The organism is Bordetella sp. 2513F2, assembly GCF_054642735.1.
On sequence record NZ_CM137755.1, the window covers coordinates 4,238,156 to 4,253,291 of the forward strand.

The window sequence follows — 15,136 nt, forward strand, 5'->3', positions numbered from 1 at the left end:
CGGACGCGCCGCAATCAACTGCTGCTGGCCGGGGGCGTGGCGGCGCCGCCGCTGCCGGTGGCGGCGGCCGGAGCAGGTGCGGGGGCAGGCGCGGCCGCGGTGGACGGCGCCGCGGCGCCCTCGGCGCCGGACGGCTTGGCGCCAGCCGACGCGCCGTTGTTGCGGAAGTCGGTGACGTACCAGCCGGAGCCCTTGAGCTGGAACCCGGCGGCGGTTACCTGCTTGGCGTAGCTGGGCTGGCCGCAGGACGGGCACACCGACAAGGGTGCGTCAGAGATCTTCTGCAGCACGTCTTCGGCATGGCCGCACGCGCTGCACTTGTAGGCGTAGATGGGCATTTCGGAGCAAACTCCCAGGCGATCCGGCGCATCGGAGCCGCCGCGGACGCGCCGCGCCGGAAGGCGCGCCGCCGCTGCGGGCCGGGAAATACGGAAAGTCTTGAATTTTAGCGGGTTTTCCGTGGCAGGCCGGTCATGGCGCTAAACCGGCAGCAGGAACATCCCGGCCGCGACCAGCGTGGGCACCAGCGCCGACAGGAACAGGCGGCCCGGCGAGATGGTTCCGTCCGGAAAATAGTTCTTCAGGATGGCGAAACCCGCCGGATTGGGCGCGTTGGCGATCACGGTGAGGCCGCCGCCCGTCACTGCGCCGGCCACCAGCATGTAGCGCCATAGCTCGCCGGTGCCGTCCACCAGCGACCCCAGGTAGGTGAGCGCCGCGTTGTCGGTCACGGCGGTCAGCGCCGTGGCGCCCCAGAACAGCACGAAGGGTTCCAGCCCGCCCAGCAGGTCCTGCAGCCACCACTTCTGCAAACCGCCCAGCACGACGAGCCCGGCCAGGAAGAACCCCACCATCAGGCCCTCCTTGATCATGAGCCGGCTCTGGTAGCGCTTGTAGGCCTCGGTAAAGCCGATGAACATCATCAGCAGCGCCAGGAACACTGCCGGGTGGTGGGCGGTGAGCACCACGGCCACCAGGAAGACCACATGCACCAGCATCACCACCAGCGGCACGGGCGGGCGCTTGTCGGCTCCGCCCTCGGGCGCATTGACGCCCGCGCCGGTGCCGACGTCGCCGTCGAGCAGCGCCTTGCGGCAGATCAGGGTGAGCACCGCGGCGTTGATGAGGACCGCGATCACCGCGCGCCAACCGAAGTGCGCCGCCATGAACGGCGTGTCCCAGCCGAACGCGGACGCGGCCATCAGCACCGGCGGCGCGGCATAGGCCGTGAGCACGCCGCCGATGGACACGTTGACGAACAGCACGCCCAGCGTCAGGTACTTGAAGCCCACGCGCTCGCTGGAGCGGAAGTAGCCGTCGCGCAGCAGCAGGGCTGCGAGGGTCATGGCGGCCGGTTCGGTGATGAAGGAACCGCCCAGCGGCACCAGGGTCATCACCACGAAGAAGGTGGACACCTCGCGGCGCATGGGCAGGGCCCGGGCCGCCAGCCGCACCAGCTTGCTGACCAGCTCGAGGATGGGGCGGCTCGCCGCCACCACCATGATCACGAACACGAACAGCGGCTCGGTGAAGTTGCGCGTGTCCATGTACTCGATGGCCGTATCGCTGCCGGACAGCAGGGCCATGGAGACGATGAGGACGAAGGCCCACACGCCGAACACCGCCTCGACTTCGGACAACAGATGCCACACGCCGGCGTGCGCCCCATCGCGGTGCGCCAGCCGGGCGAAGAAAGGAACGGAAAACGTGTGGATGACGGCCACGGCGAACAGCAGCGTGGCGACGAGCTCGATCTGGCTAGGCATGAGTGGATTCCGGGGCTGCGCGCATGCGGCGCGCGGCCCCGGCATGCTCGACACTGGGAAAAATCAGTGTCGAAATATAACGCACGGGGTAGTCATGCCCAAGCGGCGGCCCGCGCCCGTCAGCGCGCGCGGGCCGCCGCGCGGATCAGCTGCGCGCCCTTCTCGGCGATCATCAGCGTGGGCGAATTGGTGTTGCCGGAAGTGATGGAGGGCATGATGGAGGCGTCCACCACCCGCAGGCCTTCCACCCCGTGCACCCGCAACTGCGCATCCACCACGGCGTTCGCGTCCGGCCCCATGCGGCAGGTGCCCACCGGGTGGAAGATGGTGGTGCCGATGTCGGCCGCAGCCTGCGCAAGCTCGGCGTCGGACTGCCATTGCGGACCGGGGCGCCACTCCTCGGGCGCATAACGCGCCAGGGCGGGCTGGGAGGCGATGCGGCGGGTCAGGCGGATGCTGTCGGCCGCAACCTTGCGGTCTTCTTCGGTAGACAGATAATTGCACAGGATCTCCGGCACTTCGCACGCGTCGGGCGAGACGATGCGCACATGGCCCCGGCTGGTGGGCCGCAGATTGCACACCGAAGCCGTGAACGCTGGGAAGGCATGCAGCGGATCGCCGAACTTCTCCAGCGACAGGGGCTGCACGTGGTATTCGACGTTGGCCCGGTCCTGCTCCGGGCCGCTGCGCGCGAAGGCGCCCAGCTGCGACGGCGCCATCGACAGCGGGCCGCGCCGCATCAGCATGTATTGCAGGCCCATGCCGGCCTTGCCCCACCACGTGCCTGCCATGGTGTTGAGGGTGCGCGCGCCCCGCACGCGGTACACCAGGCGCAGCTGCAGGTGATCCTGCAGGTTGGCGCCCACGCCCGGCAGGTCGTGCACCACCGGCACGCCCTTGTCGCGCAGCCACTGCGCCGGACCGATCCCGGACACCTGCAGCAACTGGGCCGAACCGATGGCGCCGGCCGCCAGGATCACCTCGGAGCGGGCGCGCGCCTCGCCAGGCTGGCCGTCGTCGCGGCGATAGCGCACGCCCACGGCGCGGCGGCCTTCGAACAGCAGGCCCGATACCTGTGCCCCGGTGACCACCTGCAGGTTGGGCCGGCGCAGCGCCGGGCGCAGGAACGCCTTGGCCGCATTCCAGCGCAGGCCGCGCCGCTGGTTCACCTCGAAGTAGTCGCAGCCCTCGTTGTCGCCCCGGTTGAAATCCTCGACCGACGGAATGCCGGCCTGGGCCGCCGCCGCGCGGAACGCTTCCAGGATGGGCCAGGCCAGGCGCTGCCGCTCGACCCGCCATTCGCCGCCCGCGCCATGGTATTCGTTGGCGCCGCCGTGATGGTCTTCCATGGCCTTGAAAAGCGGCAGGACGTCGTCCCACGACCAGCCCGGATTGCCCTGGGCCGCCCAGCCGTCGTAGTCGGCGCGCTGGCCGCGCATGTAGATCATGCCGTTGATGGACGAGCTGCCGCCCAGCACGCGGCCGCGCGGATAGCCCAGGCTGCGGCCGTTCAGGCCGGGATCGGCCTGGGTGCGGTAGCACCAGTCGGTGCGCGGGTTGCCGATGCAGTAGAGATAGCCCACCGGGATGTGGATCCAGTGCCAGTTGTCGCGCCCGCCCGCCTCCAGCAGCAGCACGCGCACGGCCGGATCCGCCGACAGCCGGTTTGCCAGCAGACAGCCGGCGGACCCGGCCCCCACGATGACGTAATCGAACGCGGTGGACATCTCCCGGGCAAGGGCCTTCATGTGCATCGTCTCCTGCGCCGCGCTGCGGCTTGTTGTTCTGCCCCGCAGTTTTAGACGACCTCGGGCACTCGTGCCAAGTGCAACCCGGCGGGAACCTTTAGCGGCTATGCTCGGTCAGTGAACTTTCAGGTTTGAGTCAGCAACGCGCCGGTCGTGCCCGTCGCGGTCGGGGCCGGCGCCCCTCCGGAGTCTGTCCGATGCAGTTTCCCGTCCTGGCATTCCGGCCGGCCCGCATGCGCGCGCCCGGCCTGCACGACCTCCCCCTCCCCGCCGCCCGCGGCCGCCATCCGCGGTGCGCATCATGACGGCCATACCCGGAAAGCTGCCCCGCACCGGCCTGAGCGTGATCGACGCCGTCGCCGTGATGGTGGGCGTGGTCATCGGCATCGGCATCTTCGGTTTCCCTCCGCTCGTCGCCCAGAATGCCGGCTCGGTGCCGGTGTACATCGGGCTATGGATCGCCGGCGGGCTGGTGATGCTGCTGGGCGCGCTCTGCTACGCGGAGCTGGGTTCGGCCTACCCCGACGCCGGCGGCGAATATCACTATCTCAGCCGCGCATGGGGCCCGCGCCTCGCGCTGCTGTTCGGCTGGGCGCGCGGCACCGTGATCCAGACCGGCGCCATCGCCGTGGTGGCGTTCATCTACGGTGATTACGCCCAACAGCTGCTGCCCTTGGGAGAACACGGCCCGGCGCTGCATGCAGCGCTGTCGGTGGTGGTGCTGACCGCGCTCAACATCGCCGGCACGCAGCCGTCCAAGCGCCTGCAACTGGTCTTCACGTCGCTCACGCTGGCGGCACTCGGCGCGGTCATGCTGGGCGGGCTGCTGACCGCGGGGGCAGACCTGCCGCCGCCGCCGCCGCCCGATCCCATCGAAGACAGCCTGCTGGGCGCCCTGGGCATGGGCATGGTGTTCGTGCTGCTCACCTACGGCGGCTGGAACGAGGCGGCCTACCTGTGCGGCGAATTGCGCGACCCGGCCCGCAACGTAAGCCGGGTGCTGCTCATCGGCACGCTGGTGATCGCCGGCGCCTATCTGCTCACCAACCTGGCGCTGCTGGAGATCTTCGGACTGCACGGGCTGCAGCATACCCAGGCGATCGGCGCGGAAGTCATGCGGCTGGTGGCGGGGCCGTACGCCGCGGCGGTACTCAGCCTGCTCATCTGCTGCACGGCCCTGAGCACCATCAACGGCAGCATCCTGACCGGCGCGCGCGTCTACTACGCCCTCGGCCGCGACGTGCCGCGGCTGCACGGGCTGGCGAACTGGAGCAGCCGGGGCCAGACGCCGCTTGCCGGGCTGCTCGCGCAGGGCGCGATCACGCTTGCGCTGGTGGCGTTCGGCGCGGTCTCCGAGAACGGCGTGGAGACCATGGTGGCCTATACGGCGCCCGTCTTCTGGCTCTTCATGCTGCTGGTGGCGCTGGCCGTGATCCGCCTGCGGCGGCGCGATCCGCAGCATCCGCGGCCTTTCAAGGTGCCGCTGTATCCGCTGCCGCCGCTGGTGTTCGCCCTGACTTGCGCCGGCCTGCTGTGGTCCAGCACGGTCTATGCCGGCGCCGGCGCGCTGCTGGGCCTGGCGGTGCTGGCCGCCGGCGTGCCGGTGCTGTTCCTGCTGACGCGCGGCCGGCCGGGCGACACGCCAGCCGGCTAGGCCCTCTGCCGGCCTGCGCGGCTGTGCCCGCGCAGGCGGCTATGGCTGCGCCAGGCTCCGGAGATAGATCTCGCACAACGCCTCCATGCCGGCGCGGTCCTGGTCGTCGAAACGGCCCGGCTCGGGGCTGTCGACGTCCCACACGCCCACGAGCTGCCCGTCGCGCACCAGCGGCACCACGATCTCCGAGCGCGATGCCGCGTCGCAGGCGATGTGGCCGGGAAAGGCGTGCACGTCCGGCACGACCTGGGTCTGGCGCAGGCGGGCTGCCGCTCCGCACACCCCGCGCTCGAGGGCGATGCGCACGCAGGCCGGCTTGCCCTGGAAGGGGCCCAGCACCAGCTCTTGCCCGTCATGGAAATAGAAGCCCGCCCAGTTGATGCGCGGCAAGGCCTGCCAGGCCAGCGCGCTGAAATTGGCGGCGTTGGCGATGCGGTCGTGCTCGCCCTCGAGCAGGGCGCGCATCTGCGCGGCCAGCTCGGCATAGAAGCGAGGCTTGTCGGACGTGTCGATCGGGCTGGCGGAGAACATGCGATGCAGCAGGACGGAAGGTTTCGAGGTGGAGAGTGTATGCCACCGTCGCGGCATCCCGCAGCGCCGCACATTGTTGTGAAAAATTGAATTCAAATAGCAGCTGCCGCGTATTTATCCTGAAGAGCACAACAATCACAATAAGCTCCATGGGCATGTCGCCCGTTTCCCCACAGGAGCACCCATGACTGCAGACTTCTCCAGGACCGCCCTCGTGACGGGCGGCTCGCGCGGCATCGGCCGGGCGATCGCCCGCCGCCTGGCCAGCGACGGCTTTGCCGTGGTCGTGAACTACGCCGGCAATGCCGCCCTGGCGCAGGAGACCGTTGACCTCATCGGATCAGCAGGGGGCCGCGCCGTCGCGATCCAGGGCGACGTCGCCGACCCGCACGACGTGGCGGCGCTGTTCGATGGCGCGATGCAGGCGTTCGGCCGCATCGACGTGGTCGTCAACAACGCGGGCATCATGCCCATGGCGCCCATCGCCGAAGCCAGCCTGGCCGACTTCGACCGCGTGATCGCCACCAACCTGCGCGGCGCGTTCCTGGTGCTGGCGCAGGCAGCCGCCCAGGTGCAGGAAGGCGGCCGCATCATCGCCCTGTCCACCAGCGTGATCGCCAGGTCCTTCCCCGCCTACGGGCCGTACATCGCCTCCAAGGCCGGCGTGGAGGGCCTGGTGCGCGTACTGGCCAACGAATTGCGCGGCCGCGGCATCACGGTCAACGCGGTGGCCCCGGGGCCGGTGGGCACCGACCTGTTCTTCAACGGCAAGAGCCCCGAACAGATCGAGCAGATCACCAGGCTGGCGCCGCTGGAGCGGCTGGGCACGCCCGAGGACATCGCCGGCGTGGTGTCCTTCCTGGCCGGACCCGACGGCAGCTGGGTCAACGCCCAGGTGCTGCGCGCCAATGGCGGATTCGCCTGAACCCACGAAACAAGGAGCACGCCATGCCATTCGCGAATTTCAAGTTCCCCGAAGGCGTGATCGACGCCGCCCGCAAGGAAGAGATCATCCACCGCACGACGGCGATGTTCGTCGATTATTTCGGGGAAGGGGTGCGGCCCTACACGATGGTCCTGGTGGAGGAAGTGGCCGACGGCGGCTGGGGACGGGCAGACGAGACGCTGACGCTCGGGAAAATGGGCCTGCCCCACCCCCGGAAAGCCGGATGAAGGCATGCCGGGGCAAAGCCCCGCAAGCCGCCATGGCGGCCGCGCTCGGGCTTCCCGGCAGGCGAGAGCGGCGATGTGGGAAAATAAGCCTCCCGCCGTACGTTCCCTCACCTTCAAGCAAGCCCCATGGACAAGCCCTTCGAACCCGCGTGCGTCTTCTCCGAACGCGCCACGCAACTCACCAGCTCCGCCATCCGCGAGATCCTCAAAGTCACCGAGCGCCCCGAGGTGATCTCCTTTGCGGGAGGCCTGCCGGCCCCCGCCGGGTTTCCGGTGGACGTAGTGCGGGCGGCGTTCGACAAGGTGCTGTCCACCAATGGGCAGGCCGCGCTGCAGTACGGCCCCACCGAAGGCTACGCGCCCCTGCGCGAGTGGGTGGCGCAAGACCTCAACCGCGCGGGCGCCAACGTGTCGGCCGACCAGATCCTCATCGTGTCCGGTTCGCAGCAGGCGCTGGACCTGCTCGGCAAGGTGCTGATCGACCGCGACAGCAAGGTGCTGGTGGAAGATCCGAGCTACCTGGGCGCGCTGCAGTCGTTCAGCCTGTACCAGCCGCGCTACGTGCCCGTGCCCACCGACGAGGGCGGCCTGATTCCCGAGGCCATCACGCCCGAGCTGGCCGAAGGCGCGCGCTTCCTGTATGCGCTGCCCAATTTCCAGAATCCCACGGGCCGCACGCTGAACCTGGCGCGCCGCCAGGCGCTGGTGCAGACCGCCGCCCGCCTGGGCCTGCCCATCATCGAAGATGACCCCTACGGCGAACTGCGCTATGCCGGCGAGCCGCAGCCCGGCCTGCTGGCGCTGGGTTCCGCGTGCGGCGCCAACGTGATCCGCCTGGGCACGTTCTCCAAGGTGCTGGCTCCGGGCCTGCGCCTGGGCTACATCGCCGCCTCGCGCAGCATCATCAACAAGCTGGTGCAGGCCAAGCAGGCCACCGACCTGCACACTCCCACGCTCACGCAGATGGCCGTGTACGAGGTCGTGAAAACGGGCTTCCTGGCCGAGCACCTGCCGAAGGTGCGCGAGATCTATCGCGCGCAGGGCCGCTGCATGCTGGAAGCCATCGAACGCGAATTCCCGGCCAGCGTGCACTGGACGCGGCCGGAGGGCGGCATGTTCCTGTGGGTCACGCTGCCCGCGCACATCGACAGCCAGCAACTGCTGGCGCAGGCGGTGGAGCGCAACGTGGCGTTCGTGCCCGGCGCGCCGTTCTATGCCGGCGCGCCGCAGCGCAACACCCTGCGACTGAGCTTCGCCACCGTGCCCGAAGAGAAGATCCGCGCCGGCATCGCCGTCCTCGGCAACCTGCTCAAGCAGCAGGCCTGAAGGCCGCCGGCCTTTCCACGCCAACCCGGCTGTGCGGGCCGCGCCCGTGCAGCCTCGCGTTTCCGCCATGTCAGACCGCGTGCCGCAGAACACCGCCACCGACCTCAACGACATCGTCTTCACCGACTGGGTGGAGCGCTGGCTGCCGCGCAGCTGGCGTCCCTACGCGCGGCTGTGCCGGCTCGACCGCCCCATCGGCACCTGGCTCACCCTGCTGCCCTGCATCGCCGCGCTGATACAGGCCGCGGGCGGCCTGCCCGAGTTCGGCCGGCTGGTGGTGTTCTCGCTGGGTGCGCTGCTGATGCGCGGCATAGGCTGCACCGTCAACGACATGTGGGACCGCGACATCGACCGCCACGTCGAACGCACGCGGTTCCGTCCGCTCACCAGCGGCCAGCTCGGGATGAAGCAGGCCGTGGCGTTCCTCGTGGGCCAGCTGGCGGTCTGCGCATCGCTGCTGTTCTTCATCAACGAGATGAGCCGCTGGCTGGCGCTGGCCGTCCTGCCCTTCGTGTTCATCTATCCGTTCTGCAAGCGCATCACCTACTGGCCCCAGGCCGTGCTGGGCGTGTGCTTCAACTGGGGCATGCTGATGGCGTGGTCGGACACCCAGAACCACCTGCCGCTGGCCGGCGTGGCCATGTGGGCGGGCGCCGTGCTGTGGCAGATCGGCTACGACAGCATCTATGCCTACGTCGACGTGCGCGACGACCGCAGCCTGGGCCTGCGCTCGACCGCCATGCGCTTCGCCGACCGCGGCAAGCTGTGGATCGGCGGGTTCTACGTGGCCACCCTTGTGCTGTGGACCTGGGGCGGCTACGCCATGGGCATGGGCTGGGCCTACTACCTGGGCATGGCCATCGTGGCGGGCCACCTGCTGTGGCAACTGGCCGTCTTCGACCTGCAGCGCCCGGAACGCAACTTCATGCTGTTCCGCGCCAATCTCTGGACCGGCGCACTGCTGGTGGCTGCCGCCCTGGCCGGCACCCTCGTGCCCCCGCTGGGCGGCTGAGCAGCCGCGCGTTCCCCGGCGGGCCGCCACACCTGCGCAGGAAAGATCCCTGTCGAAAGGCCCTATCGGATATAGGCATTTCTCGATGTAATAAGGCATTTTTCCGTCGATTATCGATCTATACGGAACAGTGTTTTCCCAATATCAGGGTTTATCCGGAGACACACGATCGTCACAATGCAGTCATAGGCACATCACAACGCGCCCCGCGGAATAGGCCGCAGGCCCGGCTCCCCTCCGGAGGATGTGCGTTCCATGGAGTACGGCAGCCCGGACGGCTGCCGTCATACCGAGGAGATTGTCATGAAGACGCTCGTTACCGCTACCGCCCTCTCCCTCAGCATGCTGGCCGGCGCCCAGGCCGCCGACCTGGGCCAGGAACCGACCCGCGCGCAAGTCCAGGCCGAACTGGCGCAGGCCAAGGCCAACGGCCAATACATGGTGGGCGAGGAAGGCTATCCCTTCCTGCCGGCCGCCACGTCGTCGGCCACCGTCGACCAGGTACGCGCCGAACTGGCGCAAGCCAAGGCCGCCGGCCTGGTCACGTACGGCAACCTCGACTACCCGCCCCAGGCCGCCATCCCGGCGAGCCATGTGAGCCGCGCCCAGGTGCAGGCAGAACTGCAATCCGCCAAGGAGCAGGGCCTGGTGACCTACGGCAACCTGGACTATCCGCCCCGCAGCTGATCACGCGTCTCCCCGCCCGGCCCGCCGCTTCCCCCTCCGGCGCGGGCCGCCCGCCCGTCCCGGCCTGGCCGCGGACGGGCTTTTCTTTTCCTGTGGCCGGCGGCAACACGCCTGTTTCAGGCCCAGCCCTCGAGGCGCAGCGTGGCGCGCACCAGGCGCTGCTCTTCCTGCTCGATTTCGGCCAGGCTCTGGCGCACCCCGTCGACGTGCTCGGTGGCGGCCTTGTGCGCCTGGTCGGGCAGCCTGCCCACCACCGCGTTGTACAGCCGCGCGTGCTGGCGATCGATCTGCCGCTTGTGCGGCTCCCGGTGATAGAGGTTGTTGACGCAGGCGAACACCGAACCCAGCAGCAGGTCGTTGAGCGATTGCAGGGTATGCACCAGCACGGCGTTGTGCGAGGCCTCGCAGATGGCGAGGTGGAAAGCGTGGTCGTGGTGCGCGTGAGTGGCCGTGTCGGCGCCTTCGGCCTGCGCCGCCACCATGGCCTCGTAGCGGCGCCGTATGAGGATGAAGTCCGCCTCGGTGCCGCGGATCGCCGCCAGCCGGGCCGACTCGCCCTCCAGCAGCGAGCGCACCTCGAACAGGTCGTAAAGCGTGCGCGGCTGCGAGTTGAACAAGTGCACCAGCGGGCTGGCATCCACCGGCCGCATCTGCGCCACGTACGAACCCTTGCCCTGCTCCGTGCGTATGATCTCGCGCGCGCGCAGCAGCCGCAGGCCCTCGCGCAGCGCGGTGCGCGACACGGCCAGCTTTTCCGTGAGGCGCCGTTCCGAGGGCAGGGCCTGCCCCACCTTGAGCACACCGTCGAGGATCAGGCGTTCGATGCGCTCGGCCACGACTTCCGCCACCTGGCGGGGCCGGCCCGCCACCTGAGTATCCATGCAATTCCCCAACTGGTATGACCACATGCCACGGCATGCCGCGACAAGCTGCAAGAAACGATCCAAGCCCATGAAATATAAGCCGGATGGTGCAGTCCTGCGGGATCCGTTCCATCACAAACTGGTATGACCAGTGCCATGGCTGCTGGACACGGCGGGTGCGCGGAGGCCATCATGTGACGCCATGTCCGCTACTTCGAGAATCCGCATGACCGACCGCATCCCGCAACACGGCCTGCAAGTGGCCTCCGTGCTGTACCGCTTCATCGAAGACGAGGCCCTGCCGGGCACCGGCATCGACAGCCAGGCCTTCTGGCAGGGCTTCTCTGCCCTGGCCCACGACCTCGCGCCGCGCAACCGCGAGCTGCTGGCCGAGCGCGACCGCCTGCAGGCCGCGCTCGACGACTGGCACCGCGCCCACCCGGGGCCGGTAAGCGATGCCGCGGCCTACCGCAGCTTCCTCGAGGAGATCGGCTACCTCCAGGCAGCGCCTGCCGCCGTGCAGGCCGGCACCGCCAATGTCGATACGGAGATCGCGCTGCAGGCCGGCCCGCAGCTGGTCGTGCCCATGTCCAATGCCCGATACGCGCTCAATGCGGCCAATGCGCGCTGGGGCAGCCTGTACGACGCGCTGTACGGCACCGATGCCATCCCGGTCGGCGGCGAGCTGGCGCCGGGCGCGGCATACAACCCCCGGCGCGGCGCGGCCGTGATCGCCCGCGCCCGCACCTTCCTGGACCAGGCCGCCCCGCTGGCCAGCGGTTCGCATGCGCAGGCCACCGGCTATGCCGTGGAGCAAGGCCGCTTCGTGGCCCGGCTTCCCGAAGGCGCAGTCGGGCTGCAGCGGCCTGAACAGTTCCTGGGCTACCAGGGCGATCCGCAAGCGCCTTCGGCCCTGCTGCTGGTGCACCACGGGCTGCATTTCGAGATCCAGGTCGATCGCCAGCATGCCATCGGCCAGACCGATCCGGCAGGCGTGAAGGACGTGCTGCTCGAGGCCGCCGTCACCACCATCATGGACTGCGAAGACTCCGTCGCGGCGGTCGATGCCGACGACAAGGTGCAGATCTACCGCAACTGGCTGGGCCTGATGCAGGGCACCCTGGAAGAGCCGGTCACCAAGGGCGGCCAGACCTACACCCGCCGCCTCAACCCCGACCGCGAATACCGCAAGCCCGACGGCGGCACGCTGGTGCTGCACGGGCGTTCGCTGCTGTTCGTGCGCAATGTCGGCCACCTCATGACCAACCCGGCCGTGCTCGACCGCGACGGCAAGGAACTGCCCGAAGGCATGCTCGACGCCGTGGTCACCACGCTGGCGGCGCTGCACGACCTCAAGCTGCGGCGCAACTCGCGCACGGGCTCGATCTACATCGTCAAGCCCAAGATGCACGGGCCTGCCGAGGTGGCCTACGCCAGCGAACTGTTCGCCCGCGTCGAGGATCTCCTCGGGCTGGCGCGCAATACGCTCAAGATGGGCATCATGGACGAAGAGCGGCGCACCAGCGTCAACCTCAAGGCCTGCATCGCGGCTGCCGCCGACCGCGTGGCCTTCATCAACACGGGCTTCCTCGACCGCACCGGCGACGAAATGCACACCGCCATGGAAGCCGGGCCCATGCTGCGCAAGGGCGACATGAAGTCCAGCGCCTGGATCGCCGCCTACGAGCGCAACAACGTGCTGGTGGGCCTGGATTGCGGCCTGCGCGGACGGGCCCAGATCGGCAAGGGCATGTGGGCCATGCCGGACCTGATGGCCGCCATGCTGGAGCAGAAGATCGCCCATCCCAAGGCGGGGGCCAACACGGCCTGGGTGCCCTCGCCCACCGCCGCCACGCTGCACGCCCTGCACTATCACCTGGTCGACGTGCAGGCGGTGCAGCAGGAACTCGAACGCACCCGCCTCGACGAGGTGGGCGAGGAATTGCTGGCCGGCCTGCTCACCGTGCCGGTGGTGGCCGCGCCGCAATGGTCGGCGGCCGAGATCCAGCAGGAGCTCGACAACAACGCCCAGGGCATACTCGGCTACGTGGTGCGCTGGATCGACCAGGGCGTGGGCTGCTCCAAGGTGCCCGACATCCACGACGTGGGCCTGATGGAAGACCGCGCCACGCTGCGCATCTCGAGCCAGCACATGGCCAACTGGCTGCGTCACGGCGTGGTCACGCGGGAACAGGTCGAGGAGACCTTCCAGCGCATGGCGCAGGTGGTCGACAAGCAGAACGCCGGCGACCCGCACTACCGCCCGATGGCGCCGGACTTCGACGCCTCGCATGCCTATCGCGCCGCGCGCGCGCTGGTGTTCGAAGGCCTGGCCCAGCCCAATGGCTACACCGAGCCGCTGCTGCACCGCTATCGCCTGGAATTCAAGGCCGCGCAAGGCTGAAATCCGGCGCGGGGGTCTCGCATTGCGGCCGGCCCCGGTTCGCAACAGGACGCAACCGGATCAAACTTGACGTTCCTTTACACGGGAACGACATGACCGGGCGGTATGCTCAGGACTCGTTTCGCGGCAGCCGGGCGCCAGCGCCCGGTTTGCCATTCCTGCACCACGGCGGCCGCGCCGCCTCTACCGGAGTCCCGCAATGAGCATCTTCAGCGCCATCCTGGACAAGATCCTGCCCTCCCGCAACAAGGCCGAACCCGCGCCCGAGGCCGCTCCGGCCGCCGCCCCCGCGACTCCCGCTGCCGCCGCGCCTGCGGCAGCGCCTGCCGCGGCGCCCGTGGACGTCGACGCCGTGCTGAGCGCGATGCAGGCCCAGCATCCCGAGAAGCTCAACTGGAAGACCTCCATCGTCGACCTGCTCAAGCTGCTCGGCCTGGACAGCAGCCTGTCGGCCCGCAAGGAACTGGCCGCCGAACTGGGCTACACCGGCAGCACCGACGACTCGGCCGCCATGAACATCTGGCTGCACAAGGAAGTGATGCGCAAGCTGGCGGAAAACGGCGGCAAGCTGCCTGCCGACCTGCAGGACTGAGCCCGACCCACCCCAGGAGAACAATATGGGACTGCTCGACTCCCTGACCCAGATCGCCGGCGGCGCCGGCAACAACAACGCCGGCCTGCTGCCGGTGGTGCTGAACCAGCTGGCCAACTATCCGGGCGGCATCGCCGGACTGATCGAATCCTTCCAGCGCGGCGGGCTGGGCGAGATCGTCCAATCCTGGATCAGCCCCGGCCAGAACGAACCCGTCACGGCCAACCAGCTCGATGCCGTGCTCGACCCGGGCGTGGTCGACAACATCGCCCAGGAAAGCGGCCAGGACCGCGGTTCCGTACTGGAGTCGCTGACCAGCCTGCTGCCGCAGATCGTGGACCAGGCCACGCCCGACGGCTCCGCGGACAATGCCCAGCCGTTCAATGCGTCGGCCGTGCTGGGTTCGCTGGGCAAGCTCTTCGGCTGAGCCCGGCAGGCGTCAATACCCGGCCTGCGGATCGTACAGGTCGGGCAGCGGCTCGCCGCGCTCGCACGCATGGATCAGCTGCACCACGTGCGCGGCCCGCATTGCGCGGTTGGGCGCGGCCGCGCAATGCGGCGTGATGGTGATGCGGGGATGGCGCCACAGGGCCGAATCGGCCGGCAGCGGCTCCGTTTCGAACACGTCGAGCACGGCCTGGCCGAGCTGGCCGCTGTCGAGCGCCGCCAGCAGGTCCGCTTCCACCATGTGCATGCCGCGTCCGGCGTTGATCAGCGCCGCGCCGCGCGGCAGCTGCGCCAGCGTGGCGGCGCCCAGTATGCCGCGGGTGGCCTGCGTGGCCGGCAGCAGGCACACCAGCACGTCGGTGCCGGCCAGGAAGGCGGACAGCCCCTCGGGCCCGGCATGGCTCTCCACGCCGGCCACGTTCGAAAGGCTGCGCGACCAGCCCGACACCCGGAAACCCGTGCGCGCCAGCAGCTGCGCGGCGGCAGTGCCCAGCCGCCCCATGCCCATCACGCCCACGCGCGTGCCGGCAATGCTGCGCGGCGCATCGAAAGTATCCCAGACGCAGTTGGCCTGGTTCACGGCGATGCGGCGGAAGTCGCGCAGCACGTGCATCACGCTGGCCAGCACATACTCGCTCATTTCGCTGGCCGTGGCGTCCATGACCATGCGGGCAATGGGCACGTGGGCCGGGCGCTGCGGATCGGCCAGGATGTGGTCGACGCCGGCGCCCGCGCTGATCACCAGCCGCAGGTCGGGCAGGCCGGCCAGCCGGCCCGGGTCGGGTTCCCAGACCAGGGCGTAGGCGATGCCGCGCGGATCCAGCGCCGGATCGAACCAGTCCACCACCTCGATGGCCGGATCCAGCGCCGCGAACAGCGCGCGCCACTCCGCGTAGGCCTGGGGCCCGCCCGACTTGACCACCAGCCGCATGT

15 protein-coding genes are annotated in these 15,136 nt (G+C 69.3%); 9 read left to right on the plus strand and 6 right to left on the minus strand.

What is annotated here, in order from left to right; translation table 11 throughout:
• Positions 1 to 14: 14 nt before the first annotated feature.
• The 3 genes from ACYBYQ_RS20040 to ACYBYQ_RS20050 all read right to left on the minus strand — a co-directional run bounded on the left by ACYBYQ_RS20040 (position 15) and on the right by ACYBYQ_RS20050 (position 3,514).
• A complete protein-coding gene (locus ACYBYQ_RS20040) occupies positions 15 to 338 on the minus strand; it encodes an FmdB family zinc ribbon protein (RefSeq protein ID WP_459616172.1) in 324 nt (107 codons plus the stop codon).
• 141 nt (positions 339 to 479) lie between these two features.
• The gene (locus ACYBYQ_RS20045; RefSeq protein ID WP_459616173.1) at positions 480 to 1,766 is read right to left on the minus strand and encodes a putative Na+/H+ antiporter; all 1,287 of its coding nucleotides are present in this window, start codon (positions 1,764 to 1,766) and stop codon (positions 480 to 482) included.
• 119 nt (positions 1,767 to 1,885) lie between these two features.
• Complete coding sequence (locus ACYBYQ_RS20050) at positions 1,886 to 3,514, minus strand: GMC family oxidoreductase (protein WP_459616174.1); 1,629 nt, start codon at positions 3,512 to 3,514, stop codon at positions 1,886 to 1,888.
• 301 nt (positions 3,515 to 3,815) lie between these two features.
• Between ACYBYQ_RS20050 and ACYBYQ_RS20055 the strand changes: the two genes are divergently transcribed.
• On the plus strand, positions 3,816 to 5,168 hold the full coding sequence (locus ACYBYQ_RS20055; protein WP_459616175.1) for an APC family permease: 1,353 nt from the start codon (positions 3,816 to 3,818) through the stop codon (positions 5,166 to 5,168).
• 39 nt (positions 5,169 to 5,207) lie between these two features.
• Here the strand turns inward: ACYBYQ_RS20055 and msrC are convergent, their stop codons facing one another.
• Positions 5,208 to 5,699, minus strand: a complete 492-nt coding sequence (msrC, locus tag ACYBYQ_RS20060; RefSeq protein WP_459616176.1) for a free L-methionine (R)-S-oxide reductase MsrC — start codon at positions 5,697 to 5,699, stop codon at positions 5,208 to 5,210.
• 184 nt (positions 5,700 to 5,883) lie between these two features.
• Between msrC and ACYBYQ_RS20065 the strand changes: the two genes are divergently transcribed.
• The 5 genes from ACYBYQ_RS20065 (at position 5,884) to ACYBYQ_RS20085 (ending at position 9,897) form a co-directional block, all read left to right on the plus strand.
• Positions 5,884 to 6,624 (plus strand): SDR family oxidoreductase, encoded by a 741-nt coding sequence (locus ACYBYQ_RS20065; RefSeq protein ID WP_459616177.1) that lies wholly within the window; start codon positions 5,884 to 5,886, stop codon positions 6,622 to 6,624.
• A 23-nt stretch (positions 6,625 to 6,647) separates the two neighbouring features.
• Positions 6,648 to 6,872 (plus strand): tautomerase family protein, encoded by a 225-nt coding sequence (locus tag ACYBYQ_RS20070; RefSeq protein WP_459616178.1) that lies wholly within the window; start codon positions 6,648 to 6,650, stop codon positions 6,870 to 6,872.
• 126 nt (positions 6,873 to 6,998) lie between these two features.
• A complete protein-coding gene (locus ACYBYQ_RS20075) occupies positions 6,999 to 8,198 on the plus strand; it encodes an aminotransferase-like domain-containing protein (RefSeq protein WP_459616179.1) in 1,200 nt (399 codons plus the stop codon).
• A 67-nt stretch (positions 8,199 to 8,265) separates the two neighbouring features.
• Positions 8,266 to 9,210, plus strand: coding sequence for a 4-hydroxybenzoate octaprenyltransferase (gene ubiA, locus ACYBYQ_RS20080; protein ID WP_459616180.1), 945 nt, complete (start codon positions 8,266 to 8,268; stop codon positions 9,208 to 9,210).
• Positions 9,211 to 9,513: 303 nt separating this feature from the next.
• Complete coding sequence (locus ACYBYQ_RS20085; RefSeq protein ID WP_459616181.1) at positions 9,514 to 9,897, plus strand: DUF4148 domain-containing protein; 384 nt, start codon at positions 9,514 to 9,516, stop codon at positions 9,895 to 9,897.
• 116 nt (positions 9,898 to 10,013) lie between these two features.
• Here ACYBYQ_RS20085 and glcC read toward each other — a convergent pair whose 3' ends face one another.
• Complete coding sequence (glcC, locus tag ACYBYQ_RS20090; protein WP_459616182.1) at positions 10,014 to 10,778, minus strand: transcriptional regulator GlcC; 765 nt, start codon at positions 10,776 to 10,778, stop codon at positions 10,014 to 10,016.
• A gap of 208 nt (positions 10,779 to 10,986) precedes the next feature.
• On the opposite strand from glcC, the gene ACYBYQ_RS20095 reads away from it, so the two are divergent.
• The 3 genes from ACYBYQ_RS20095 (at position 10,987) to ACYBYQ_RS20105 (ending at position 14,183) form a co-directional block, all read left to right on the plus strand.
• Positions 10,987 to 13,164, plus strand: a complete 2,178-nt coding sequence (locus tag ACYBYQ_RS20095; RefSeq protein ID WP_459616183.1) for a malate synthase G — start codon at positions 10,987 to 10,989, stop codon at positions 13,162 to 13,164.
• A gap of 199 nt (positions 13,165 to 13,363) precedes the next feature.
• Positions 13,364 to 13,756: a DUF3597 domain-containing protein gene (locus tag ACYBYQ_RS20100; protein WP_459616184.1), complete on the plus strand. Its 393-nt coding sequence runs from the start codon at positions 13,364 to 13,366 to the stop codon at positions 13,754 to 13,756.
• 25 nt (positions 13,757 to 13,781) lie between these two features.
• On the plus strand, positions 13,782 to 14,183 hold the full coding sequence (locus ACYBYQ_RS20105; protein ID WP_459616185.1) for a YidB family protein: 402 nt from the start codon (positions 13,782 to 13,784) through the stop codon (positions 14,181 to 14,183).
• A 12-nt stretch (positions 14,184 to 14,195) separates the two neighbouring features.
• Here ACYBYQ_RS20105 and ACYBYQ_RS20110 read toward each other — a convergent pair whose 3' ends face one another.
• Positions 14,196 to 15,134 (minus strand): 2-hydroxyacid dehydrogenase, encoded by a 939-nt coding sequence (locus ACYBYQ_RS20110; protein ID WP_459616186.1) that lies wholly within the window; start codon positions 15,132 to 15,134, stop codon positions 14,196 to 14,198.
• Positions 15,135 to 15,136 lie beyond the last annotated feature (2 nt).